Genomic DNA, 21,707 nt, shown 5'->3' with positions numbered 1-21,707 from the left:
ACACCATGACCGCGATCGATCTGAACGCCGACCTCGGCGAGGGCTTCGGCCGCTGGCGGCTGACCGACGACGAACAGCTGCTGACCGTCGTCACCAGCGCCAATGTGGCCTGCGGTTTCCATGCCGGGGACGCGGCCACCATGCGCCGGGTGTGCGAGCTGGCCGCCGCGCGCGGGGTCGCGATCGGCGCCCAGGTCTCCTACCGGGACCTCGCCGGGTTCGGGCGGCGCGCGATGGACGTGCCGCCCGCCGAGCTGGCGGCGGAGGTGGCCTACCAGATCGGGGCGCTGGAGGTCTTCGCGCGCGCGGCCGGCGCACGCGTGGCGTACGTCAAGCCGCACGGCGCGCTCTACAACCGGGTCGTGCACGACCCGGAGCAGGCCCGCGCGGTGGTCGACGGCGTGCTGCTCGCGGACCCGTCGCTGCCGGTGCTGGGCCTGCCCGGCTCGCGACTGCTGGAGCTGGCCGGCGCGGCGGGGCTGCGGGTCGTCACGGAGGCGTTCGCCGACCGCGCGTACACCGAGGAGGGCACTCTGGTGCCGCGCGGCCGGGACGGCGCCGTGGTGACCGACCCGGTGGCGGTGGTGGAGCGCTCGGTGGATCTCGCACGCTCCGGCACGGTCACCGCGCACTCCGGCGCGCGGATCCAGGTGCGCGCCCGCTCGCTGTGCCTGCACGGCGACACTCCCGGGGCGGTGGACCTCGCACGCCGGGTGCGCGAACAGCTGACGGCGGCGGGCGTACGGGTGGAGGCCTTCGCATGAAAGCGCTTCCCGTGGGTGATGACGCGCTGCTGGTCGAGGTGGGCTCGGGCACGGAGGCGCAGGCCCTGCACGCGGAGCTGCTGCGGCGCCGCGCGGAGGGCTCGCTGGTGGTGCGGGAGCTCGTCCCCGCGGCACGGACGGTCCTGCTCGACGGCCTGGCCGACGCGGACCGCTGGGCGTCCGAGCTGACCTCGTCGGCCGTACCGCCCGCTCCCCCGCCCGCGCGCGAGCTGATCGAACTGCCGGTGCGCTACGACGGCCCGGACCTCGCGGAGGTCGCCGCGCACTGGGACGTCCCCGAGCGGGAGGTCGCCCGGATCCACGCGGGCACCGAGTTCACGGTCGCCTTCTGCGGCTTCGCCCCCGGGTTCGGCTATCTCACCGGCCTTCCGGCCCGCTACGACGTCCCGCGCCGGGCCACCCCGCGTACGGCCGTCCCCGCCGGCGCGGTCGCCCTGGCGGGGCCGTACACGGGCGTGTACCCGCGCTCCTCGCCGGGCGGCTGGCAGCTGATCGGCAGCACGGACGCGGTGCTGTGGGACCACGCGCGTGTGCCGGCCGCGCTGCTGGCTCCGGGGGTGCGCGTGCGCTTCGTACCGGTGGAGGACGCGTGAGCGGGGCAGGGACGCCGGGTGCCGCCGGCCGGCGCCGCGCGGCGGGGGAGGGCGCATGAGCGACCGTGCGCTCGTCGTGGTCCGTGCCGGGGCGCTGACCACCGTGCAGGACCGGGGGCGGCCGGGGTACGCGCATCTCGGCGTGGCGCGCTCGGGGGCGCTCGATCCGCCCGCGGCGGCGCTCGTCAACCGGCTGGTGGGCAACGGTCCGGACGCCGCCGTGCTGGAGACGACGGTCAACGGCTGTGCGCTGCGGCCGCGTTCGACGGTGACCGTGGCGGTGGGCGGCGCGCCCTGTCCGGTGACGGTGGACGGCCGTCCGGCCGCGTGGGGCGCCCCGGTCGTGGTGCCGGCCGGCGCGCTGCTGGAGGTGGGCACGGCCGTGGCCGGCGTCCGCGCCTACGTGGGTGTCGCCGGCGGTGTCGCGGTGGAGCCGGTGCTGGGCAGCCGTGCCACGGACCTGCTGTCGGGCCTCGGCCCGGCCCCGCTCACGGACGGCGCGGTGCTGCCGCTCGGTCCCCCGGCCGGTCCGCCCGGGCGGGTGGACGGCGCCCCGCAGCCGGGTCCGTCGGCCGAGCTGGTGCTCCGGGTGACACCGGGTCCCCGGGCGGACTGGTTCACGCCCGGGGCGCTGCGGGATCTCACCACGCGCGCGTACCGGGTCTCCCCGGCGAGCAACCGGATCGGGCTGCGTACCGAGGGCCCGGCGCTGGAGCGCGCCGGGCCCGGGGAACTCGCCAGCGAGGGCATGGTCCTGGGCGCGGTCCAGGTACCGCCGGACGGCCGGCCGGTGGTCTTCCTCGCCGACCACCCGACCACCGGGGGCTACCCGGTGATCGCGGTGGTCCGCGCCGCGGACCTCCCGGCGGCCGCGCAGGCGGTGCCGGGAACCGCGGTGCGGTTCATCCCGGTACGGCGCCGCTGAACGCCTGGTCCGTCACCGGTACCGCGTGTTCCGTCACCGGAACCGCGCCGCTGAGCCCCCGTCCCTCCGCCGCGCCCTCCGGGGAACCGACGGCGCGGCTCCCTCCCCCACCGCGCCGCTGAACCCCCACACCGTCACCCGCGCCCTCCCCGAGGGCCGCCAACGCGGCCGAGACCTCCGCTGCGGCGCCGAGGTCGAGGCGGGCGTCGGTGCCCCGGGCCCGGTGGTGCACTTCGTCGGCGGCCAGGCGCAGCAGTTGCGGGAGCAGGTCGGTGCAGCGCCGGGCCACCCAGCCGGTGCCGGCGGTGGCCAGCCACCACAGGTTCGCCGCCCGGGTCGGCGCCGGTGAGTCGGGTTCGGGCGACGGCGGGGCGCCACAGGCCAGGCCCGCCTCCACCAGCAGCGCGTGGCAGCGGACGGCGAGCCGACGGTGCCCGCGTTCGCCCGGGTGGAGCCGGTCCGCGCTCCACAGGGACCGGTCGGTGATCCAGTCGCCCTCGGCCGCGTGCAGGTGGACGGCGCCGTACCGGTCGGACAGTGCGTGCACGACCGAGTTGACGGCACGTTGCCGACGGGCCAGCGGGCGGGCCAGGGCGCTCGGCAGGCCCAGCATCGCGCCCGGGTCGGGGAGGCAGGCGGTGAGCAGGGTCGCGCCGTGCCGGGTGCAGGACGCGTAGACGTGGTCGAGGTGGGCGGCCACCGCGCGGATGTCGAAGGTGCTGCGCAGCGTGTCGTTGACGCCGACGATCACGGACACCAGGTCGGGGCGCAGCTCCAGGGCGGCCGGGGTCTGCCGTTCGCGCACGTCGTGGGTCCGGGCGCCGCTGACCGCGAGGTTGGTGAACTCCGCGCCCTCGCCCAGGGAGGCCGCCAGCAGCGCGGCCCAGCCGCGCAGGCCGCCCCCGGCCGGGTCGCCCACGCCCTCGGTCAGCGAGTCTCCGAGGGCGACGAACCGGACGGGGCTCATGCCACGCCCTCCGGGACGGCACCGGGCCTGCGGTCGGTCACCGGGGCGTCGTGTGCGGCGAGGAACGCCTCCACCGCCGTACCCCAGCCGAAGCACTCGGCACGCGCGCGTGCGGCGTCCCGTCGCTCCCGCTCGCGGCGCTCCAGCAGGAGTTGCACGGCGTCCGCGAAGGCCTCGCCATGGTCGGCCGCGGTGGCGCCGGCGGAGCCGATGACTTCTGGCAGTGCGGAGGAAGCGCTGGCCACCACGGGGGTGCCGCAGGCCATGGCCTCCAGGGCGGCGAGCCCGAAGGTCTCGGCGGGCCCGGGCGCGAGGCAGACGTCGGCGGACGCCTGGAGCGCGCCCAGGGCGTTCCGGTCCGAGACATGGCCGAGGAACGTCACCGGCAGCCCGCGCTCCCGCGCGCGGTGTTCCAGCCGGGCGCGCAGCGGCCCGTCCCCGGCCACCACGAGCACCGCCTGCCGCCCGCGCCGCACCAGCGCCTCCAGGGCGTCGAGGGCCGTGCCGGGCCGCTTCTCCACGGACAGCCGGGAGCACAGCACGAGCAGTGCCTGCTCCGGGCGCGCGTGCCGGGCGCGCACGCCGGGGTCGCGCAGCCCGGGGTGGCGTTCCATCAGGTCGACGCCCAGGGGGGCGCGTACGACGTTGCGCGCGCCGATGCGGACGAACTCGCGCTCGGCGAACTCCGTGGTGCACACCACCCGGGAGTAGACGTGCGCGGTGCGGGTGTTGAGGGCGTCGGCGGCCCGGCGGGAGAGGTTCTCGGGCAGTCCCCAGGTGCGCAGCACGCCGTCGGCGGTCTCGTGCGAGACCATCACGGCGGGCACGCGCGCGCGGCGGGCCCAGCGGCCGGTCCAGCGCAGGGTGGTCCGGTCGGAGACCTCCAGCCGGTCCGGGGCCAGCTCCTCCAGGAGCGCGGCCACCCGCCGCCGGTCGGTCAGCACGCGGTAGCCGCCGGTGCCGGGGAGCAGCGGGCCGGGCAGGGTGATGACCCGGCCCTGCTCGGTGTCGCGGTCGGTGTGCCGTTCGCCGGGCACGATCAGCACCGGTTCGTGGCCGGCGGCCCGGAATCCCCGGCCCAGTTCGCGCAGGGCGGTGCGCAGGCCGCCCGAGGCGGGGGCGACGAAGTTGGCGAGCCGGACGATGCGCAGGGACTGGCCGGTCATGCCGCCACCACCGTCTTCCGGGCCGCGAGGACCTCGTCGTAGTGGGCGATCAGCTGGTCGCCGACCGCGGCCCAGGTGCGCCCTTCGACCATGGCCCGCGCGGCGGCGCCGTACTCCGCCCGGCGGGCCGGGGCCGCGGCCAGTTCCCGTACGGCCTCCCGGACCGCGTCGGCGTCCCGTGGCGGGACGAGCAGGCCGGTGCGGCCGTGGGCGACCAGGTCGAGCGGGCCGCCGGCGGCGGGCGCGACGACCGGGACGCCGCTGGCCATGGCCTCCTGCACGGTCTGGCAGAAGGTCTCGAAGGGGCCGGTGTGCACGAACAGGTCCAGCGAGGCGAAGATCCGGGCGAGGTCGGCGCCGGTGCGGCGGCCGAGGAAGACGGCGCCCGGCAGCGCCTCGGTCAGCTGGGGGTGGCTGGGTCCGTCGCCGACGACCACGACGCGGACGCCGTCCAGTGCGCACACGCCGGCGAGCAGTTCGACGTGCTTCTCGGGGGCGAGCCGGCCGACGTAGCCGACGATCAGTTCGCCGCCCGGGGCGAGTTCGCGGCGCAGCGCCCTGTCACGGAGATCTGGCCGGAAACGTATGGTGTCGACCCCGCGCGGCCACAGCCGTACCCGTGGCACTCCGTGCGTCTCCAGATCGTGCCGGGCGGCGCTGGAGGGGGCCAGGGTGCGGTCGGCCGCGGAGTGCACGGAACGGATCCGCCGCCAGGCGGCCGCCTCGCCGGCGCCCATGTAGGTGCGGGCGTATCCGGCGAGGTCGGTCTGGTAGACGGCGACGGCGGGCACGCCGAGCCGGGCGGCGGCGGCCATCCCGCGGACGCCGAGGACGAAGGGACTGGCCAGGTGGACGACGTCGGGCCGGTGGTCGAGCAGGGCCACGGCGAGACGTCGGCTGGGGAGGGCGACGCGCACCTGGGGGTAGCCGGGGAGGGGGAGGGAGGGCACGCGGACGACCGGGCAGGGGGCGTCGGTGTCCGGCGGGCTGCCGGGCGCGGGGGCGGGTGCGACGACGAGCGGGGAGTGACCGCGATCTACGAGGTGCCGGGCGGTCTGGAGCGCGCAGTGGGCCACGCCGTTCACATCGGGGGGAAAGGATTCGGTCACGATGACGACACGCATAGGGGTGTTGTCGCCGTGCCGGACGTTGCCGCGCCGACTTCGATCTTTCCGCCCGGGGAACGTCCCATGAGCGTTGGGCTGCCACCCGAGCGGGTCAGACGGCCGTCATGACCGCCTGACCCGCGGGTCATCCCGTGTTCACCTGCCGGGCGGTCGTCGGCCCGGCCGGCTGTGCGCAGAGGTCAGCCGGCAGCGGTGTCGGGGCCGATGCGGCTGCGCACCGCCGTCTGTACCTCGTCCTCCTCGGCCGGGTCGGCGGCCAGCCGGCGGAGCCGTTCCACGACACGGGTGTCACCGGTCTCGGCGTGCCGGGCGGCGAGTTCGCGGGTGGTCTCCTCGCAGTCCCACAGGCATTCGACGGCGAAGCCCGCGGCGAAGGAGGGGTCGGTCGCGGCCAGGGCGCGGGCGGCACGGCCGCGGAGGTGCGAGGAGGCCGTCTCGCGGTAGATGTGGCGCAGCACGGGGGCCGCGCAGGCGATGCCGAGACGGCCGGTGCCGTCGACGAGGGTCCACAGGGTGGGGGCGTCGGGGCCCTCGCCGCGCACGGCCTCGCGGAGGGCGCCGAGGACGAGGTCGCTGTCGCGGGTGCCGCCGCGGCAGGCGAGCACGCGTCCGGCGGCGGCGCCGAGCGCGTCGGGGCGCTGGGCCCAGCCGCGCGCGCGGTCGACGGCGGCGACACTGCGCATCCGTTCGAAGGCGTCGACGGCGGCCTCCACGACGAGCGACGAGCCGTCGGTCACCGCGGCCTCGATCAGATCGAGGGCGGCGGGGTCGTTGCCGTCGGCGAGGTAGCGCAGTGCGGTGCAGCGGGCTCCGTCGCCGCCGTCCCGGGCGGCCTGGAGGATCTCGGTCCGGTCCTCCGGGCCGACGACGGCGGCCAGGCAGCGGGCGGCGGGGACATGGAGCGCGGCGCCGCGGTCGATGCCCTGCTGGGCCCACTCGAAGACGGCGCGCACACTCCATCCCGGGCGCGGTCCGGTGGGCCGCATCTGCCGCTGCCAGCGGTCGAAGCAGCCGGTCTCCTGGGCGGCACGCACACGCGTGGCGATCGATTCGCGCGGATCGTCGGCCCACAGCCGCCAGGGGCGCGGCTCGAAGGCGTCCCGGACGACGGCGGCCAGCTCGGCCTCGCCCTCGGGGTCGGTGGTGAAGCGGGCCAGCACCGGGGCGGCGAGGGCGCGCAGGCCCGCGTCGTCGTCGCGCAGGGCCAGCTCGTCCAGGGCCCAGGCCCAGTTGGCGCCCGTGGCGGCGTAGCGCCGCAGCAGTGCGAGCGCGTCCCGCCGGCCGTAGGAGGCGAGGTGCCCGAGGACGGCCAGGGCGAGGCCGGTGCGGGACTCGTCGGTGTCGAGGATGTCCTCGGGACCGAAGAGGTGCGCCTCGATCTCGTCCAGCTCGCCGTTCAGGTCGAGGTAGAGCCGGGCGTAGTACAGGGAGCGGTTCTCCACCTGCCAGTCGTGGCGGGGATCGCGCAGCACGCAGTGGTTCAGGGCGGCAAGCGCTTCCGCGCGGGGGGCGGTGAGTGCGTGCAGTGTGCCGTCGCCGCGGCCCCGCTGGAGCAGGCCGAGCAGCGTACCGCTGGGCGCTATGACCGGATCGAACATGGGAAACAGCCTCACATCAAGCGTCGACGCAACCGGGGAACACGCACTTACCTGGCCGCGTGACACAACGTCGGAGCGCCCGCCGTCTCTTGCTTGCTGTAGACCATCTCTCTCTGCCTCTCGTCGGTGGCCCATGCGGACCGCATCACGGCCCGCGCGGTGCGGCAACACTTGCCCAGCCATCGCGTCCGTGAATCACGACGTCATGATGACCCGCGGTGTGTGCTGCCGCGACCGTATTTCCGGCGGCCCTTTACCGCCTCCCCCGTTTTCAGTGTCGTACCTGGTCAGGACGTTCTTGTCAGTGGACGCCGAACAACTCCAGAAGCTCCTTCTTGCCGAACATCCGGGCCGTGTCGACGGCTGACGGCGTGCCCGCGGAAGGATCGGCTCCGCCCTCCAGGAGGGCCTTGATGACCTCCGTCTCGCCCTTGAAGACCGCTCCCGCGAGGGGAGTCTGGCCCCGGTCGTTGACGTGGTCCGCCGCGCCGCCCCGGGCGAGCAGGGCACGCACGGTGTCCGCGTGTCCGTGGTAGGCGGCGAGCATCACCAGGGAGTCGCCGCGGTCGTTGGTGAGGTTGGCCGGAACGCCCGCGTCGACGTACGCCACGAGCGCCTCGGTCTGCCCCTGCCGGGCCAGATCGAAGATCTTGGTCGCCAGCTCCACGACCTCGGGGTCGGGGGCTTCACTCATCGGCCGGACCGCCTCTCCTGCGCACGTCGGTACTTCGGGAACCTCTGGAGCGTACGGCAGCGAGTTGAACGCGGCCGTACGAGTGAATCGTCAGCGTACTGGCTGTCGCGGCACATGACCCGTTGTGCCCGAGGTAAAGATCAGCAACACCTCCGCCGGAGTCAACAGTCCTGGTCAAACGGGCAGGAACAGCTCGACCAAGTGGGGGAAATCTGCCGTATTTCACTCATTTGCACCTTTTATCGTATGGATACATCCTGTGATCCTGGAAGAACTCATGGTGACTGTCCCCCCTCGACACCAGGAGGCCCCAAATGATCCTCTCCATGTCCGGCGTGGTCCTGCTCGGCATCATCGTCTTCCTGTTCTTCCGCAAGGACGGGCTCAAGGGCTCGCACGCAGCGGTCTCGGCCCTGTTCGGCTTCTATCTCTCCAGCACGGCCATCGCCCCGAGCATCAAGGCAGGCGGCGAGAGCCTGGCGAGCCTGCTCGGCGGCATCAAGTTCTGACCCAGCCCGTCCCGCCCGCACACACCGTCAGGAGACAGCAGTGGCCCGGCGCCCTCTCCCCCGCATCCTGAGCAAAGACAGCGCCCAGATCGCCCGGACGCAGCTCGCCCGGAGCCGGGAGCTGGCCCGGACGGCGGCCGACAGTGCCACCGACGTCCTCCACCCGCTGATCACCGTCACGCGCGGGTTGCGCCGGCTGGCCTCGGCCGGGCGGCGCAAGTGGGCGGACACCCCCAAGGACAAGCGCGGACCACTGCTGTTCCTGGTGGCCGCCCTGATCCTGGTCGTGGCGCTGGTGCCGTACGGGCCGCTGCTCGCCGTCATCACCGTGATGGCGGCAGCGGCCTGGCAGGGGCGCGACCGCACCCCGCCGGCGCCCGAGGGCCCCGACGACTCCCAGACCGAGCGGCTCCAGGCGCTCTACGAGGCCCTGGTGCCGTACTTCTCCAGCCCCGAGGACCCGGCACCGCTGTACGCGCACGGCGGGGAATGGGAGAAGGCCTTCAGCACGCACGAGTTCGACGACGCCGGGCGCGTCGGCCACCTCGTGATCCGCTACCCCGCCTACTTCCCGGACGGCGAACCCCCGGCCCGCGCGCGGATCGAGCAGCTGCTCACCGCCAAGGCCGGGCGGGGCCGCGAGTACCACTTCGCGTGGGACGAGGCGGGCAACCAGCTCACGGTCACCGCGCTCGCCCCGCTGCCCACCGACATCGTCGCCCAGCGCTTCGTGACCGCGCCGGGCGAGACCGTCCTCGGCTTCACCGACCACAGCGAGGTGCAGCGCACGCTCCCCCTCGCCTACGGAGAGGAGCAGGTCGACGTCCCGCCGGTGGTGTGGCGCACCGGCATCCGCTCCACCGAGCCGCACCTGCTGGCCATGGGCCACCCGGGCAGCGGCACCTCGACACTGCTGCGCTCGGTGGCGCTCCAGGCGCTTCAGTACGGCGACATCCTGATCGTCGACGGCGGCGGCACCGGCGAGTACGCCTGCCTGACCGGCCGGGACGGCGTGCTGGGCGTCGAGTGCGCCCTGCCCGGCGCGCTGGCCAGCCTGGAATGGGCCGCACAGGAGACGGAACGGCGGCTCATCGCGATCAATCTGGCACGGCAGGTGGGCGACCCGCCCCCGGCGGACACCCGACGCCCGCTGTGGATCCTGCTGGACCGCCCGAGCGTCTTCGCGCATCTCGCGGCGGCGGACGGCCGCAAGGACCCGCAGGCACTGCTCCAGGTGCCGCTGCGGCACGGCCGCGCGGCGAACGTGACCGTGGTGGTCGCCGAGCAGTTCGACAGCGCGGAGGCCTTGAGCGACGCGGTACGGCAGCACACGCGCGCGCGTGTCGTGCTCGGGCCCGCGACGCCGCAGCAGGTGGAAGCGGTGCTGGGCATGCCGCCGCACACGACACCGGTGGTGCACGTCCCGCCGGGGCGCGGCTACGCCCGGCTGGGCACCGGCCCGGTGCACCGGTTGCAGGTGCCGCGCACCCCCGATCCGTACGACGACGCCACGAGCGACGCCGACCGGCAGGCGGTGCTGGAGTTGCTGCCGGGGCGGACGATGCCCGCGGACGCCGAGCAGGCCGAGCCCGTCGAGGCGGCGGAGCCGGCCGAGGGGGTGTCGCTGGTGAAGCCCGCGGTGGCGGCGGAGGCCGTGGGGGCCGAGACGGCGTAGGACGCCCGGCGCCCCGCACCGCTCACGCCACGAACGTCCGCGGCGCCTCCGTCATCCCCGTCGCGCCCGTCCTGACCAGGTGGGCCGCGGCGGCGAGTCGTACCGCGGCCTCCTGCGCCACCGCTCCCCCCACCGTGAACGGAAGGCGCACATACCCCTCGAAGGCGCCGTCCACGCCGAAGCGGGGGCCGGAGGGCACCCGGACACCGACCCGCTCCCCCGCCTCGGCCAGCCGGGAACCGGACAGGCCGCCCGCCCGGACCCACAGGGTCAGGCCGCCCCGCGGCACCTCGAACTCCCAGTCGGGCAGCTCCCGGCGGACCGCCGCCACCAGGGCGTCCCGGTTCTCCCGGGCCTGGGCGCGGCGCAGCTCGACGGCCTGTGCCCAGCCCCCGGTGGAGAACAGCCAGTTGACGGCGAGCTGCTCCAGGACCGGGGTGCCCAGGTCGGCGTACGCGCGCGCGGCGACCAGGCTGCGGATGACGTCGGGCGCCGCCCGCACCCAGCCGATCCGCATGCCCGCCCAGAACGCCTTGCTGGCCGAGCCGACCGTGACGACCGTCGAGCCGGCCGGGTCGAAGGCGCAGACCGGGCGGGGCATGCCGGCCTGTCCCAGCTCCTCGTCCAGCCACAGCTCGGTCATCGTCTCGTCGGCGACCAGCACCGTCCCCGCCGAGCGGGCCGCGTCCACCAGCCGGCGCCGCTGGTCCTCGTCGGCGAGCGCCCCGGTGGGGTTGTGGAAGTCGGCGACCACATAGGCGATGCGCGGCGCGGCCTCGCGCAGCACCTGGCGCCAGCGGTCCACGTCCCAGCCCGACAGGCCCTCCGCCATCGCGACCGGGACCAGCCGGGCCCCCGCCTCGCGCATCAGCTGGAGGATGTTGGCGTACGACGGGGACTCCACGGCGATCCGCTCGCCGCGGCCGCCGAAGAGGTGGCAGATCGCGTCGATGGCCCCCATCGCGCCGGTGGTCACCATGATCTGCTCGGGCATGGTGGGGATCCCGCGCGCGGTGTAACGCTCGGCGATCATCTCGCGCAGGGCGGGCAGCCCGGCCGGATAGTCGCCGTGGGTGTGGGCGTAGGGCGGGAGTTCCTCCAGGGCGCCCTGGACGGCGCGGGTGAGCCAGGGTTCGGGGGCCGGGAGCGAGGCGCAGCCCAGGTCGATCATGGAACCCAGCGCCTCCGGAGGCAGGGGTTCCAGGCCGCGCGCCGGCAGCGGGTTGCCGGCCGGTACGGCGGTCCAGCTGCCCGCGCCGCGCCGTGACTCGAGGAAGCCCTCGCTGCGCAGGGCCTCGTAGGCGGCGGCGACCGTGGTGCGGCTGACGGAGAGGCCGAGGGCGAGTTCGCGTTCCGCGGGCAGCCGGGCGGCGACCGGGACACGCCCCTCCAGGACCAGCAGCCGGATGCCGTCGGCGAGGGCGCGGTAGGCGGGCGGGCGGCGGGTGCCGGGGCCGGCCGGGCGCTCCTGCTGGGAGGTGAGGAGCCGGGCCAGCTGCGCGGCCCCCACTGCTGAGGTCCACTGCGCCATGAGATCAGTCCACCTTCCCCGGATTGGCCATGGATCAAGGTTCTTCCCAAGCCACAGAGTGACATGCGTCAGTCCACCGCCACCACCCAGGGGGGTACGTCGTGTCCATTCCTAGCCGCCGTCTCGGGCGGCGGTTGAGCCAGCTGTACGCCGGGCTCGTCCTCTACGGCGCCAGTTCCGCCCTGCTGGTGCGGGCGGACCTCGGCATGGAGCCGTGGAACGTGCTGCACCAGGGGCTCGCCGAGCTGACCGGCCTCACCATCGGTGTGGTGTCGATCGTCGTCGGGGCCGCGGTGCTGCTGCTGTGGATCCCGCTGCGCCAGCGGCCCGGTCTGGGCACGGTCTCCAACGTCTTCGTCATCGGGCTCGCCATGGACGGCACGCTCGCGCTCGTCCCGGACGTCCGCTCCCTCGCCGTACGCGTCCTGCTGCTGCTCGCGGGGATCGTGCTGAACGGCGCGGCCACCGGCCTCTACATCGCGGCGCGCTTCGGGCCGGGTCCGCGGGACGGGCTGATGACGGGCCTGCACCGGCGCACCGGGCGCTCGCTCCGGCTGATCCGGACGGCGATCGAGGTGGCGGTGGTGGTCACCGGCTTCACGCTGGGCGGCACCGTCGGTGCGGGCACCGTGCTCTACGCCGTGTCGATCGGCCCGCTGGCCCAGCTGTTCCTGCGGGTCTTCGCCGTCCCGGCGGCACCGGGCGGCAGCACGGTGGTTGCCGCCGGGACACCGGAAGGGGCCATACTGCGGCCGTGACCCTCACGACACCGCCCCTGCGCCACCCGTACCTGGACCATCCCGGCCCGATCGCCTTCGCCCACCGGGGCGGGGCCGCCGACGGGATCGAGAACACCGTGGCGCAGTTCCGGCGCGCGGTGGAGCTGGGCTACCGGTACATCGAGACGGACGTGCACGCCACGGCGGACGGCCGGCTCGTCGCCTTCCACGACACGACCCTGGACCGGGTCACCGACGGGGCCGGCCGGATCGCCGAGCTGCCGTGGGAGGAGGTGCGCCGCGCGCGCGTGGGCGGCCGGGAACCGGTTCCGCTGTTCGAGGAGCTTCTGGAGACCTTCCCCGAGGTCCGCTGGAACGTCGACGTCAAGGCGGAGCCCGCGCTGCGGCCGCTGCTGGAGCTGATCGAGCGCACGGCCGCGTGGGACCGGGTCTGTGTGGGCTCCTTCTCGGAGGCGCGCGTGCTGCGCGCCCAGCGGCTGGCCGGGCCCCGGCTGGCCACGTCGTTCGGCACCCGCGGGGTGCTGAACCTGCGGCTGCGGTCCTGGGGGCTGCCGGCCGCGGTGCGCCGGTCGGCCGTCGCCGCGCAGGTTCCCGAGGCCCAGTCGGGCGTTCCCGTGGTCGACCACCGCTTCGTCCGCGCCGCCCACGCGCGCGGGCTCCAGGTACATGTGTGGACGGTCAACGAACCGGCGCGGATGCACCGGCTCCTGGATCTCGGGGTGGATGGCATCATGACCGATCACATCGACACGTTGCGCAAGGTCATGGAGGACCGCGGCGCCTGGGTCTGAGCCCCGGCCGCCACCGGCCGAGCCTTCGCAGTCCAGGGGAGAGCGAGGGCTCGGGTGAGCACCGACACCGTGCGGCCGGCGGCGGACGACACCGCGGGCCGCAGACGCGAGCAGCGCGGCTGGTACTTCTACGACTGGGCCTGCTCGGTCTACTCGACCAGCGTCCTGACCGTCTTCCTCGGCCCCTATCTGACCTCGGTCGCCGAGCACGCGGCGGACGCGGACGGCTATGTGCATCCGCTGGGCGTCCCGGTCCGCGCGGGCTCGTTCTTCGCCTACTCGGTCTCCCTCTCGGTGATCCTCGCCGTGGTGGTGATGCCGCTCGTGGGCAGCGCGGCCGACCGTACGGGCCGTAAGAAGCCGCTGCTCGCGGCCGCCGCGTACACCGGGGCCGCCGCCACCACCGGCATGTTCTTCCTCGACGGCCACCGCTATCTGCTCGGCGGTGTGCTGCTCGTCGTGGCCAACGCGGCGCAGTCCGTCGGGATGATGCTCTACAACTCCTACCTCCCGCAGATCGCCCCGCCCGAGGAGCGCGACGCGGTCTCCTCCCGGGGCTGGGCCTTCGGCTACGCGGCGGGGTCCTCGGTGCTCGTCGCCGACCTGGTGCTCTACTCGGCGCACGACTCCTTCGGCCTCGGCGAGACGGCCGCGGTCCGGATCTGCCTGGCCTCGGCCGGTCTGTGGTGGGGCGCCTTCACGGTCGTCCCGCTGCGCAGGCTGCGCGACCGGCACGCGCGCGTGGAGCGCTCGGCGACGGCGCCCGGGCTGCGTCAGCTGGCGGCCACGGCGCGGGACATGCGCCGGCATCCGCTGACCCTGGCCTTCCTGCTGGCGTACCTCGTCTACAACGACGGCATCCAGACGGTGATCTCCCAGGCCTCGATCTACGGCTCGCAGGAGCTGAGGCTCGGGCAGTCGACGCTCATCGTGGCGGTGCTGCTGGTGCAGGTGCTGGCCGTCGCCGGGGCGCTGGCGATGGGGCGGCTGTCCCGGACGTACGGCGCCCAGCGCACGATCCTGGGCTCGCTGGTGGCATGGACGGTCACGCTCGCGGCCGGCTACTTCCTGCCCGCGAAGGCACCGGTGTTCTTCTTCGTGCTGGCCGGCGGGATCGGCCTGGTGCTCGGCGGCAGCCAGGCGCTGTCCCGCTCGCTGTTCTCGCATCTGGTGCCGCCGGGCAAGGAGGCCGAGTACTTCTCGGCGTACGAGCTGAGCGACCGCGGGATGAGCTGGCTCGGGCCGCTGCTGTTCGGGGTGACCTACCAGCTGACCGGAAGCTATCGCTCCGCGATCGTCTCCCTGGTGGCGTTCTTCGCCATCGGCTTCGTGCTGCTCGCCAGGGTGCCGGTGCGGCAGGCGATCGCCGAGGCGGGCAACCCGGTTCCGGAAAAGATCTAGCGCCGATTTAGCGTTCAACCTAGTGCCGATTTAGCGTTCAACCCGAAAGGGCGGTAGTGTACGCCTTTGGCCTGCCAGGCGTACCGTTACTGCGCGTCAAAGATGCCGAAACGCTGGGTGACATCTGCTAGCAGATGTGACAAACCGGGCGCCGGTGGGTACGACATTTGTCAGCAAGGCTGCGGCTACGACGGCGACGCATGACCCGGAACGGGACACGGGACGGGAATCTTTACCGCCGACCGGACGTTGACCGGATGACGACGACAGCGACACCTGTCCTGTGGGCGACAAGCCCGGGAGGCACGATTCATGAGTGAGCGAGCTCTTCGCGGTACGCGCCTCGTGGTGACCAGCTACGAGACGGACCGCGGCATCGACCTGGCCCCGCGCCAGGCCGTGGAGTACGCATGTGAGAAGGGGCACCGGTTCGAGATGCCCTTCTCGGTCGAGGCGGAGATCCCGCCGGAGTGGGAGTGCAAGGTCTGCGGGGCCACGGCGCTCCTGGTTGACGGCGACGGCCCGGAAGAGAAGAAGGCCAAGCCCGCGCGTACCCACTGGGACATGCTGATGGAGCGGCGCACCCGTGAGGAGCTCGAAGAGGTCCTCGAGGAGCGCCTGGCGGTTCTGCGCTCGGGGGCGATGAACATCGCGGTTCACCCCCGCGACAGCCGCAAGTCGGCCTAGTCCTCCGGGACCGGGCGGGAGACTCAGCGCATACAAGAGACCGCGGGTGCCGTACGTCAATGGCGTACGGCACCCGCGGTTTCCGTGTGTCCGGAAGACCGGGGAGACCCCGGCGCGCCCTAAGGCCCTCAGCGGGTCAGCGGCGGCCGCCGCTCCCCCGGCTCCTCGGCGCGCTGCTCCCGGATGACCTCGCCCTGGACCACCTTGCCGTCGGGGCGGTGCATACGCGCCTGCTGGAAGGCGTCGCCCAGGCTGCCCGGGGCGGCGTTGCGCAGCCGCTTCTCCAGGGTGTTCTCCGCGTAGCGGCCGACGGCCCGCTGGACCGGCGGCAGCAGCAGGAGCAGACCGGCCGCGTCCGAGACCAGGCCCGGGATCATCAACAGCAGACCGCCGAGCATCATCAGCCCGTTGCCCCCGCCGCGCTCCGGGGAACCGCCCCGCTGGACCGCCTCACTGAGGCTCTGGAACGCACGGCGTCCCGCCCGCTTGATCACCACCGAGCCGGCCACGGCCCCGGCGACGAGCAGGAGGAACACGGCGAGGCCGCCCGCCAGGCCCGCGACCAGGGTCAGCAGCCAGATCTCCAGCACCAGCCACGCGGCGACTCCCAGCGGCAGATACCTGCGCAGCCGGGAGCGCCGGGGCCGGGCGGTGGTCGGAGAAGTGGTCGGTGCGCCAATCGTCATGCCCCCAGTGTGCCCGGGCGCGGCTCAGCGCGGGATAAGGGCTGATCAGCCGGGCGCTACTTGCCCTTGTTGCGAAGCTTGGCGACGCGGTCCTCGGCGCCCCAGGCGGTCACCCGCCACAGCGCCTCGACCACGATGTCCTTGCTCATCTTGGAGTCGCCCAGTTCCCGCTCGACGAAGGTGATCGGGACCTCGACCACATGGAAGCCGGCCTTGACCGCGCGGCGGGCCAGGTCCACCTGGAAGCAGTACCCCTGCGAGGCCACCTCGTCCAGGCCGAGCCCCTCCAGCGTCTCCCGGCGGAAGGCGCGGTAGCCGCCGGTGATGTCGCGCAGCGGCAGGTCCAGGGCGAGGCGGGAGTAGAGGCTGCCGCCGCGGGAGATGAGCTGGCGGGACTTGGGCCAGTTCACCGTCCGGCCGCCCGGCACCCAGCGCGAGCCCAGCACCAGGTCGGCGCCCTTGAGGGCGGTCAGCAGCCGGGGCAGCTCCTCGGGCTGGTGGGAGCCGTCGGCGTCCATCTCGATCAGCACGCCGTAGTCGCGCTCCAGGCCCCAGCGGAAGCCCGCGAGGTAGGCGGCGCCGAGGCCCTCCTTGCCCTTGCGGTGCATGACATGGACCTGCTCGTCCTCGGCCGCCAGTTCGTCGGCGAGCTTGCCGGTGCCGTCAGGGCTGTTGTCGTCCGCCACCAGGACGTGCACCTCGGGAACGGCCTTGCGCACTCGGCCGACGATGCGCTTGATGTTCTCCGCCTCGTTGTAGGTCGGAATGATCACCAAGGCCGTGCCGAGCGGGCCGAACTGCCTCCCCTGGGCTGTGGCCGCGAGGGTCCCGTCGCCGTCGTTCACTGCTGCCCCTTCTGGTCGTACGCAGGCGTCCACCATAGTGGCCGCTGCCTGGGAAGAGGTGACAGCGCCTTCGTATGGGGGTGTCGTTTCCACAAGAGTGGGGTAAGAATGCGCCTTTCCGCATCGGCTGCCGCGCGGATGGGGGGCCTGGCACCCTTCGGGCCGACCTGGGACCCGCTGGCTGCGGATCGACCGAGAGCCGTTGTCTACTGAGCGCCGGGCCCCACCCGGGTCACACCCAGCCGACCACCGGAACGTTCCCTCGCCTGCGCGAGCGCTGAGCCTGGCTCCCAGTGGCGGTGCCCCGTGCGGCACACCGCCCCTGACCCAGCGGCGCTGCGGCGAGGCGCGCGAACGTTCCCCGGTCGGGCGTCCAGTGGTGGACTCGAACGAACCTACCGGCCGTCGGCCGCCGACTGTCAACACCTCTGTGACCTGCGAAAACGCCGGAATGGCCGCCGTAGGCCCGGAGGATGCGCAGGTGGGCGGCGGGGCCGGTGCGGCGGCCGGCCCGACCGCCGCACCGGCAGATCACTCGCCCGGCCGTACGAACACCGTCCGGCCGCCCACCACGGTGCGCAGGCAGACCGGAAGCTCCCGGCCCGGGGTGAGGTCGGGGAGGCCGGGGGTGCCGGAGCGCGGATCGGTGGACCAGCGGGCCACCCGGTCGTCGGGGGCCTGTACGACCAGTTCGCCGGAGCGCCAGACCGCGTAGTCCGCGGGTGCGCCCGGGACCAGGACGCCCGCGTCGTCCCGTCCGACGGCCCGCCAGCCGCCGCGCGTGTGGGCGGTGAACGCGGCGCGTACGGAGACGCGGTGCTCGGGCGTGCGGTGGAAGGCGGCGGCGCGGACCGTTCCCCAGGGGTCGAGCGGGGTGACGGGGCTGTCGGAGCCGAAGGCGAGCGGGACTCCGGAGCGGAGCAGCGCGGCGTAGGGGTTGAGGGTGCGGGCCCGCTCGGCGCCGAGCCGGCGGGCGTACATGCCGTCCTCGCCGCCCCACAGGGCGTCGAAGGCGGGCTGCACGGAGGCGATCAGGCCCAGTTCGGCGAAGCCGGCGATGGTGTCGGGGGTGAGCATCTCGGCGTGTTCCACGCGGTGCCGGGCGGCCCGGATCCGGGCGAGGCCGATCTTCTCGGCGGCGGCGCGCACACCGTCCACGACGGTGGTCACGGCGGCGTCGCCGATGGCGTGGAAGCCCGCCTGGAGGCCGGCCTCGGTGCAGGCGACGACATGGGCGGCGACCTCGTCGGCGTCCAGGTAGCCGGTGCCGGTGTGGCCGGCGTCGGCGTACGGCTCGTGCAGACAGGCGGTGTGCGAGCCGAGGGCGCCGTCGGCGAAGAGGTCGCCCGCGGCGCCCACGGCACCCAGTTCGCGGGCCTTGTCGACGTCTCGCTCGGCCCAGTAGCCCACCACGCGCGGGCCGGGGATCTCGGCGGCGAGCCGCAGCAGGGCGGTGAAGTCGTCCTCGGAGGAGATCTGCGGGCCGCCGCACTCGTGCACCGAGCCGATGCCGAGCGAGGCCGCGTGGGTCAGCGCGGCGCGCTGGGCCTCGGCGCGCTGGGCCGGGGTGATGGCGGCCAGGGCCGCCTCGCGGACGGTGTGGTGGGCGTCGGCGGTGAGCGGGGCGTCCTCGCGCGGGACGGCACCGGGGACCAGGTCCAGCAGGGCGGTGGTGACGACCGCCGAGTGCACGTCGATGCGGGACAGGTACAGCGGCCGGCCGCCGGTGGCCGCGTCGAGTTCCGCGCGGGTCGGCGGACGGCCGCCGGGCCAGCGGGCGGCGTCCCAGCCGTGGCCGAGCAGGACCCGGTCGCCGGGGCGGGCCGCGGCGAACGCGCGGACCAGGTCGAGGGCCGCCTCCAAGGAGGGCGCGGCGGACAGGTCGAGGCCGGTCAGGGCGAGGCCCGTGGCGGTGGTGTGCACATGGGCGTCGGTGAAGGCCGGGGTGACCAGGGCGCCGTCGAGGTCGATCACCTCGTCCACACCGTCGGCGAAGGCGTCCGCGGCGCCCTCGGAGCCGACCCAGGCGACATGCCCCGCCTCGACCACCATCGCCGTCGCGAAGGGATCGGCGGGACTGTGCACCTCGCCGCGGCGGAGAAGGACGGTGGCGGGGGGCTCGGCGGTGCGGTTGCTCATAGCCGACAGTTTCTCCTGTCGGGCGGCCTCGGCCGCACCTGGGGCGGCCTGCCTACGGCGGCCCCGGTCAGATCCGCGGCGGACGGGCCTCGTACGGGGTCGACAGGACGACCGTGGTGCGGGTGGAGACGCCCGCCAGGCTGCGCAGCCGGGCCAGCAGTTCCTCCAGCTCGTGCGGGGTGGCCACGCGCACCTTGAGGATGTAGTTCTCGTCCCCGGCGACGCTGTGGCAGGCCTCGATCTCGGGGACGCCGGCGAGCCGGTCCGCGATGTCGTCGGGGGCGCTGGGGTCGAACGGCTTCACCGAGATGAACGCGGTCAGCGGCAGCCCGACGGCCTCGGGATCGACCACCGCGGCATAGCCCCGGATGACACCCCGCTGTTCGAGCCGGCGCACCCGCTGGTGCACGGCCGACGTGGACAGGCCCGTGGCCTTGCCCAGGTCGGTGTAGCTCATCCGCCCGTCAGTGACGAGCAGCTGCACGATCTGACGGTCCAACTCCTCCATGGCGCAAAAACCTACCGTGCACGTGATCGCCTCGGGTAGCCGAGAGCCCGGGCCGGGGCCGGTTCGATACAAAAAGCACCGCACCTACCCCCGCGGGGCACCTTCGTGCGGCATGTGACGAACACCACATGACTCGAACGCGCTCCGTGATGTTCTCGTGATTACCGCCGATGGCGGACGGGAATTGCTTGCTGTGGTCGAGGCCGCAGCGCCTTCACGGCCCAGCCTTAGGGGGAGAATCCCATGCAGAGTGTCCACCGCCCTGGTCGATCCGCGTCCGGTCGGCAGCAGCCGGTGCTCGAGCCCGAGCCGGAGGGCGTCGAACCCGACGTTCCCGATGAGGAGTTCGACGCCTACGACACCTTCGAGATGTACCGGGTGATCTGCCCGGACTGCGCCCAGCCGATCGCGCTGCTGGCGGACGAGGAGGTCCTGCCGGAGCACGCGCTGTGCGCCTCGCCGTGGAACCCGTTCGGGCTCACGGTGTGCGCGGGTACGGGACGCGCGGCGACCGAGGCCCGTCCCGCGGACGAGTCCTTCGAGCCGCAGGAGCAGGACACCGCCCTGCTGCTGACGCTCCCCCAGGGTCTGGACTGGCGGACGCAGCCCTTCTCCCACGTCGGCGGCCCGGGCTCGCGCCCGATGCGCGTGCCGGCGATGCGCCGCCAGGCCGCCTGAGCCGGCGCGGTCCCCTGGTCCGTCCCGCACCACGGCGCGCGGAGTGCCGTGGTGCGGGAGGAGTGCGCGCCGACGGTACGTCCGCCAGGCCCGGGCGGCCGGGGCCGGGACGGGGTACACCTGGACGCACGCTCGATTCCCGGGCGCGGTGACCTGTACGGCCGTCGGCGCGTTGCCCTGGTATGACCACCCTGTACCCGGCGGCCGAGCGGCAGCGCCGCCTCTTCGTTCCCCGCCCTGCGGAATCGGTTCAGCCGCCTCCGCCGCCGGACCCGCCCATCTACCGCGACCTGCTGCGCATCTGGGCCGACCGGGGCCGCACCCTGCCGGGCCGCCATGACCCGGAGTGGGTCAGGCTGGCGGCGCCGACGGTGCGCAGCGGGCAGTTCAGCGACCCTCTGGTCCCGCCACATGGCGGGCGATGACCATCCGCTGGATCTGATTGGTGCCCTCCACGATCTGAAGGACCTTGGCCTCGCGCATATAGCGCTCGGCCGGGAAGTCGGCGGTGTAGCCGTACCCGCCGAGTATCTGCACGGCGTCGGTGGTGACCTTCATGGCCGTGTCGGTGCAGTGCAGCTTGGCCATGGCGGCCTGCTTGGCGAAGGGCTTGCCCGCGTCGCGCAGCCGGGCCGCGGCGAGGTAGAGCGCGCGGCCGGCCTCGATCTGGGTCGCCATGTCTGCGATCATGAAGCGCAGGCCCTGGAAGTCGGCGATGGGCCGGCCGAACTGGCGTCGCTGGGCCGCGTACCCGACCGCCTCGTCCAGCGCGGCCTGGGCCAGGCCGATCGCGCAGGCGGCGATGCCGAGCCGGCCGGAGTCCAGGGCGGACAGGGCGATGGCGAAGCCCTGGCCCTCCTCGCCGATGCGCCGGTCGTCAAAGACCCGGACGCCGTCGAAGTGGACCTGGGCGGTGGGTGAGCCCTTCATGCCCATCTTCTTCTCGGGCACCGCACCGCTCAGGCCGGGGGTGTCCCCGGGCACGAGGAAGGCGGTGATCCCGCGCGGGCCCTCTTCCCCGGTGCGGGCCATCACGGTGTAGAAGTCGGCGATGCCGCCGTGGGTGATCCAGGCCTTGGTGCCGTCGATCACCCAGCCGTCCCCGTCCCGGACCGCCTTGGTGCGCAGGGAGGCCGCGTCCGAGCCGGAGGACGGCTCGGAGAGGCAGTACGCGCCGAGCAGGCCGCCGCCGAGCATCGCGGGCAGGTGCTCGACCTGCTGCTGCTTGGTGCCGAAGGTGGCGAGCGCGTAGGAGGCGAGGGTGTGCACGCTGACGCCGAGGCCGACGGTGAGGCGGGCCGCGGCCAGCTCCTCCAGGACCTGGAGGTAGACCTCGTAGGGCTGGTCGCCGCCGCCGTACTCGGAGTCGTAGGGCAGGCCGAGCAGGCCGGACTCGGAGAGCAGGGTGAAGACCTCGCGCGGGAAGCGTCCCGCGTCCTCCTCCTCTGCGGCCTTCGGCGCTATCTCGCGCTGGGCGATGTCGCGGACGAGCGCGAGCAGATCCCGCGCCTCCTCCGTCGGCAGCTGACGCTCCACCGGCTGCGGTTCGCGGTCGGACATGGCGTCGGTCTCCTCCCTGTGTCGGGCACTGGCGGTCTGGCCCGTCGGGTGGGGGCGGCTCCGCCTCGCCGGTCGCGTGTGCCGAAGGCGCCTGCTCCCGGG

General features: G+C 74.0%; 21 protein-coding genes. 10 read left to right on the top strand and 11 right to left on the bottom strand.

Features of this window, described 5'->3' with window-relative positions:
- The first annotated feature begins 5 nt into the window (after nucleotides 1–5).
- From ACZ5CZ_RS04035 to ACZ5CZ_RS04025, 3 genes are read left to right on the top strand one after another with little or no spacing between them, the layout of a single operon-like run.
- Nucleotides 6–764, top strand: a complete 759-nt coding sequence (locus ACZ5CZ_RS04035) for a LamB/YcsF family protein (RefSeq protein ID WP_385846713.1) — start codon at nucleotides 6–8, stop codon at nucleotides 762–764.
- Nucleotides 761–1,378 carry a 5-oxoprolinase subunit B family protein gene (locus tag ACZ5CZ_RS04030; protein WP_468938890.1) on the top strand — a complete coding sequence of 206 codons (618 nt, stop codon included), beginning with the start codon at nucleotides 761–763 and terminating at the stop codon, nucleotides 1,376–1,378. Before ACZ5CZ_RS04035 ends, ACZ5CZ_RS04030 begins: the two co-directional genes overlap by 4 nt.
- Before the next feature lie 55 nt (nucleotides 1,379–1,433).
- The gene (locus ACZ5CZ_RS04025) at nucleotides 1,434–2,303 is read left to right on the top strand and encodes a 5-oxoprolinase subunit C family protein (protein WP_468938888.1); all 870 of its coding nucleotides are present in this window, start codon (nucleotides 1,434–1,436) and stop codon (nucleotides 2,301–2,303) included.
- Here the strand turns inward: ACZ5CZ_RS04025 and ACZ5CZ_RS04020 are convergent.
- The 5 genes from ACZ5CZ_RS04020 to ACZ5CZ_RS04000 form a co-directional block, all read right to left on the bottom strand.
- The gene (locus tag ACZ5CZ_RS04020) at nucleotides 2,281–3,270 is read right to left on the bottom strand and encodes an SGNH/GDSL hydrolase family protein (protein WP_468938885.1); all 990 of its coding nucleotides are present in this window, start codon (nucleotides 3,268–3,270) and stop codon (nucleotides 2,281–2,283) included. The two genes, ACZ5CZ_RS04025 and ACZ5CZ_RS04020, sit on opposite strands and share 23 nt — an antisense overlap.
- Nucleotides 3,267–4,436 (bottom strand): glycosyltransferase, encoded by a 1,170-nt coding sequence (locus ACZ5CZ_RS04015; RefSeq protein ID WP_385846709.1) that lies wholly within the window; start codon nucleotides 4,434–4,436, stop codon nucleotides 3,267–3,269. The genes ACZ5CZ_RS04020 and ACZ5CZ_RS04015 overlap by 4 nt, the downstream gene beginning before the upstream one ends.
- Complete coding sequence (locus tag ACZ5CZ_RS04010; protein ID WP_468938882.1) at nucleotides 4,433–5,560, bottom strand: glycosyltransferase family 4 protein; 1,128 nt, start codon at nucleotides 5,558–5,560, stop codon at nucleotides 4,433–4,435. Before ACZ5CZ_RS04010 ends, ACZ5CZ_RS04015 begins: the two co-directional genes overlap by 4 nt.
- A 182-nt stretch (nucleotides 5,561–5,742) precedes the next feature.
- Nucleotides 5,743–7,161, bottom strand: coding sequence for a HEAT repeat domain-containing protein (locus ACZ5CZ_RS04005; RefSeq protein WP_468938880.1), 1,419 nt, complete (start codon nucleotides 7,159–7,161; stop codon nucleotides 5,743–5,745).
- 301 nt (nucleotides 7,162–7,462) lie between these two features.
- On the bottom strand, nucleotides 7,463–7,855 hold the full coding sequence (locus tag ACZ5CZ_RS04000; protein WP_468938878.1) for an ankyrin repeat domain-containing protein: 393 nt from the start codon (nucleotides 7,853–7,855) through the stop codon (nucleotides 7,463–7,465).
- Nucleotides 7,856–8,169: 314 nt separating this feature from the next.
- Between ACZ5CZ_RS04000 and ACZ5CZ_RS03995 the strand changes: the two genes are divergently transcribed.
- Both ACZ5CZ_RS03995 and ACZ5CZ_RS03990 read left to right on the top strand, forming a co-directional pair.
- Nucleotides 8,170–8,364, top strand: coding sequence for a hypothetical protein (locus ACZ5CZ_RS03995; protein ID WP_385846703.1), 195 nt, complete (start codon nucleotides 8,170–8,172; stop codon nucleotides 8,362–8,364).
- Nucleotides 8,365–8,404: 40 nt separating this feature from the next.
- Nucleotides 8,405–10,039 (top strand): ATP-binding cassette domain-containing protein, encoded by a 1,635-nt coding sequence (locus tag ACZ5CZ_RS03990; protein WP_385846701.1) that lies wholly within the window; start codon nucleotides 8,405–8,407, stop codon nucleotides 10,037–10,039.
- A gap of 22 nt (nucleotides 10,040–10,061) precedes the next feature.
- On the opposite strand, the gene ACZ5CZ_RS03985 is transcribed toward ACZ5CZ_RS03990, so the two are convergent.
- Nucleotides 10,062–11,570, bottom strand: coding sequence for an SCO1417 family PLP biosynthesis transcription factor (locus ACZ5CZ_RS03985; protein WP_385846699.1), 1,509 nt, complete (start codon nucleotides 11,568–11,570; stop codon nucleotides 10,062–10,064).
- A 101-nt stretch (nucleotides 11,571–11,671) separates the two neighbouring features.
- Between ACZ5CZ_RS03985 and yczE the strand changes: the two genes are divergently transcribed.
- The 4 genes from yczE to ACZ5CZ_RS03965 all read left to right on the top strand — a co-directional run bounded on the left by yczE (nucleotide 11,672) and on the right by ACZ5CZ_RS03965 (nucleotide 15,189).
- Nucleotides 11,672–12,328 (top strand): membrane protein YczE, encoded by a 657-nt coding sequence (gene yczE / locus ACZ5CZ_RS03980; protein ID WP_385846698.1) that lies wholly within the window; start codon nucleotides 11,672–11,674, stop codon nucleotides 12,326–12,328.
- Nucleotides 12,325–13,101, top strand: coding sequence for a glycerophosphodiester phosphodiesterase family protein (locus ACZ5CZ_RS03975; protein WP_385846696.1), 777 nt, complete (start codon nucleotides 12,325–12,327; stop codon nucleotides 13,099–13,101). Before yczE ends, ACZ5CZ_RS03975 begins: the two co-directional genes overlap by 4 nt.
- 54 nt (nucleotides 13,102–13,155) lie before the next feature.
- On the top strand, nucleotides 13,156–14,502 hold the full coding sequence (locus tag ACZ5CZ_RS03970) for an MFS transporter (protein ID WP_385846694.1): 1,347 nt from the start codon (nucleotides 13,156–13,158) through the stop codon (nucleotides 14,500–14,502).
- A 312-nt stretch (nucleotides 14,503–14,814) separates the two neighbouring features.
- Nucleotides 14,815–15,189, top strand: a complete 375-nt coding sequence (locus tag ACZ5CZ_RS03965; protein WP_150943815.1) for an RNA polymerase-binding protein RbpA — start codon at nucleotides 14,815–14,817, stop codon at nucleotides 15,187–15,189.
- A 128-nt stretch (nucleotides 15,190–15,317) separates the two neighbouring features.
- Here ACZ5CZ_RS03965 and fxsA read toward each other — a convergent pair whose 3' ends face one another.
- From fxsA to ACZ5CZ_RS03945, 4 genes are all read right to left on the bottom strand, one after another.
- A complete protein-coding gene (gene fxsA, locus ACZ5CZ_RS03960; RefSeq protein ID WP_468938872.1) occupies nucleotides 15,318–15,875 on the bottom strand; it encodes an FxsA family membrane protein in 558 nt (185 codons plus the stop codon).
- 56 nt (nucleotides 15,876–15,931) lie between these two features.
- Nucleotides 15,932–16,720: a polyprenol monophosphomannose synthase gene (locus ACZ5CZ_RS03955; protein WP_385846691.1), complete on the bottom strand. Its 789-nt coding sequence runs from the start codon at nucleotides 16,718–16,720 to the stop codon at nucleotides 15,932–15,934.
- A 531-nt stretch (nucleotides 16,721–17,251) separates the two neighbouring features.
- Nucleotides 17,252–18,859, bottom strand: coding sequence for an amidohydrolase (locus ACZ5CZ_RS03950; RefSeq protein ID WP_385846689.1), 1,608 nt, complete (start codon nucleotides 18,857–18,859; stop codon nucleotides 17,252–17,254).
- A gap of 67 nt (nucleotides 18,860–18,926) precedes the next feature.
- Nucleotides 18,927–19,367, bottom strand: a complete 441-nt coding sequence (locus ACZ5CZ_RS03945; protein WP_385846688.1) for an Lrp/AsnC family transcriptional regulator — start codon at nucleotides 19,365–19,367, stop codon at nucleotides 18,927–18,929.
- Between the two features lie 243 nt (nucleotides 19,368–19,610).
- On the opposite strand from ACZ5CZ_RS03945, the gene ACZ5CZ_RS03940 reads away from it, so the two are divergent.
- Nucleotides 19,611–20,045 (top strand): hypothetical protein, encoded by a 435-nt coding sequence (locus ACZ5CZ_RS03940; RefSeq protein WP_385846686.1) that lies wholly within the window; start codon nucleotides 19,611–19,613, stop codon nucleotides 20,043–20,045.
- Between the two features lie 387 nt (nucleotides 20,046–20,432).
- Here ACZ5CZ_RS03940 and ACZ5CZ_RS03935 read toward each other — a convergent pair whose 3' ends face one another.
- The gene (locus ACZ5CZ_RS03935; RefSeq protein ID WP_385846684.1) at nucleotides 20,433–21,605 is read right to left on the bottom strand and encodes an acyl-CoA dehydrogenase family protein; all 1,173 of its coding nucleotides are present in this window, start codon (nucleotides 21,603–21,605) and stop codon (nucleotides 20,433–20,435) included.
- Between the last annotated feature and the right edge of the window lie 102 nt (nucleotides 21,606–21,707).

Source organism: Streptomyces sp. NPDC031418, from assembly GCF_055581605.1.
Note: the sequence above shows the minus strand (reverse complement) of the source record. Positions and strands in the feature narration are given on the sequence as shown.

What these genes read in the sequence shown, in the direction of transcription:
- ACZ5CZ_RS04035 (WP_385846713.1), top strand. Translation starts at nt 6, where the DNA reads ATGACCGCGATCGATCTGAACGCCGACCTCGGCGAGGGCTTCGGCCGC.
- ACZ5CZ_RS04030 (WP_468938890.1), top strand. Translation starts at nt 761, where the DNA reads ATGAAAGCGCTTCCCGTGGGTGATGACGCGCTGCTGGTCGAGGTGGGC.
- ACZ5CZ_RS04025 (WP_468938888.1), top strand. Translation starts at nt 1,434, where the DNA reads ATGAGCGACCGTGCGCTCGTCGTGGTCCGTGCCGGGGCGCTGACCACC.
- ACZ5CZ_RS04020 (WP_468938885.1), bottom strand. Translation starts at nt 3,270, where the DNA reads ATGAGCCCCGTCCGGTTCGTCGCCCTCGGAGACTCGCTGACCGAGGGC.
- ACZ5CZ_RS04015 (WP_385846709.1), bottom strand. Translation starts at nt 4,436, where the DNA reads ATGACCGGCCAGTCCCTGCGCATCGTCCGGCTCGCCAACTTCGTCGCC.
- ACZ5CZ_RS04010 (WP_468938882.1), bottom strand. Translation starts at nt 5,560, where the DNA reads ATGCGTGTCGTCATCGTGACCGAATCCTTTCCCCCCGATGTGAACGGC.
- ACZ5CZ_RS04005 (WP_468938880.1), bottom strand. Translation starts at nt 7,161, where the DNA reads ATGTTCGATCCGGTCATAGCGCCCAGCGGTACGCTGCTCGGCCTGCTC.
- ACZ5CZ_RS04000 (WP_468938878.1), bottom strand. Translation starts at nt 7,855, where the DNA reads ATGAGTGAAGCCCCCGACCCCGAGGTCGTGGAGCTGGCGACCAAGATC.
- ACZ5CZ_RS03995 (WP_385846703.1), top strand. Translation starts at nt 8,170, where the DNA reads ATGATCCTCTCCATGTCCGGCGTGGTCCTGCTCGGCATCATCGTCTTC.
- ACZ5CZ_RS03985 (WP_385846699.1), bottom strand. Translation starts at nt 11,570, where the DNA reads ATGGCGCAGTGGACCTCAGCAGTGGGGGCCGCGCAGCTGGCCCGGCTC.
- ACZ5CZ_RS03965 (WP_150943815.1), top strand. Translation starts at nt 14,815, where the DNA reads ATGAGTGAGCGAGCTCTTCGCGGTACGCGCCTCGTGGTGACCAGCTAC.
- fxsA (WP_468938872.1), bottom strand. Translation starts at nt 15,875, where the DNA reads ATGACGATTGGCGCACCGACCACTTCTCCGACCACCGCCCGGCCCCGG.
- ACZ5CZ_RS03950 (WP_385846689.1), bottom strand. Translation starts at nt 18,859, where the DNA reads ATGAGCAACCGCACCGCCGAGCCCCCCGCCACCGTCCTTCTCCGCCGC.
- ACZ5CZ_RS03945 (WP_385846688.1), bottom strand. Translation starts at nt 19,367, where the DNA reads ATGGAGGAGTTGGACCGTCAGATCGTGCAGCTGCTCGTCACTGACGGG.
- ACZ5CZ_RS03940 (WP_385846686.1), top strand. Translation starts at nt 19,611, where the DNA reads ATGCAGAGTGTCCACCGCCCTGGTCGATCCGCGTCCGGTCGGCAGCAG.
- ACZ5CZ_RS03935 (WP_385846684.1), bottom strand. Translation starts at nt 21,605, where the DNA reads ATGTCCGACCGCGAACCGCAGCCGGTGGAGCGTCAGCTGCCGACGGAG.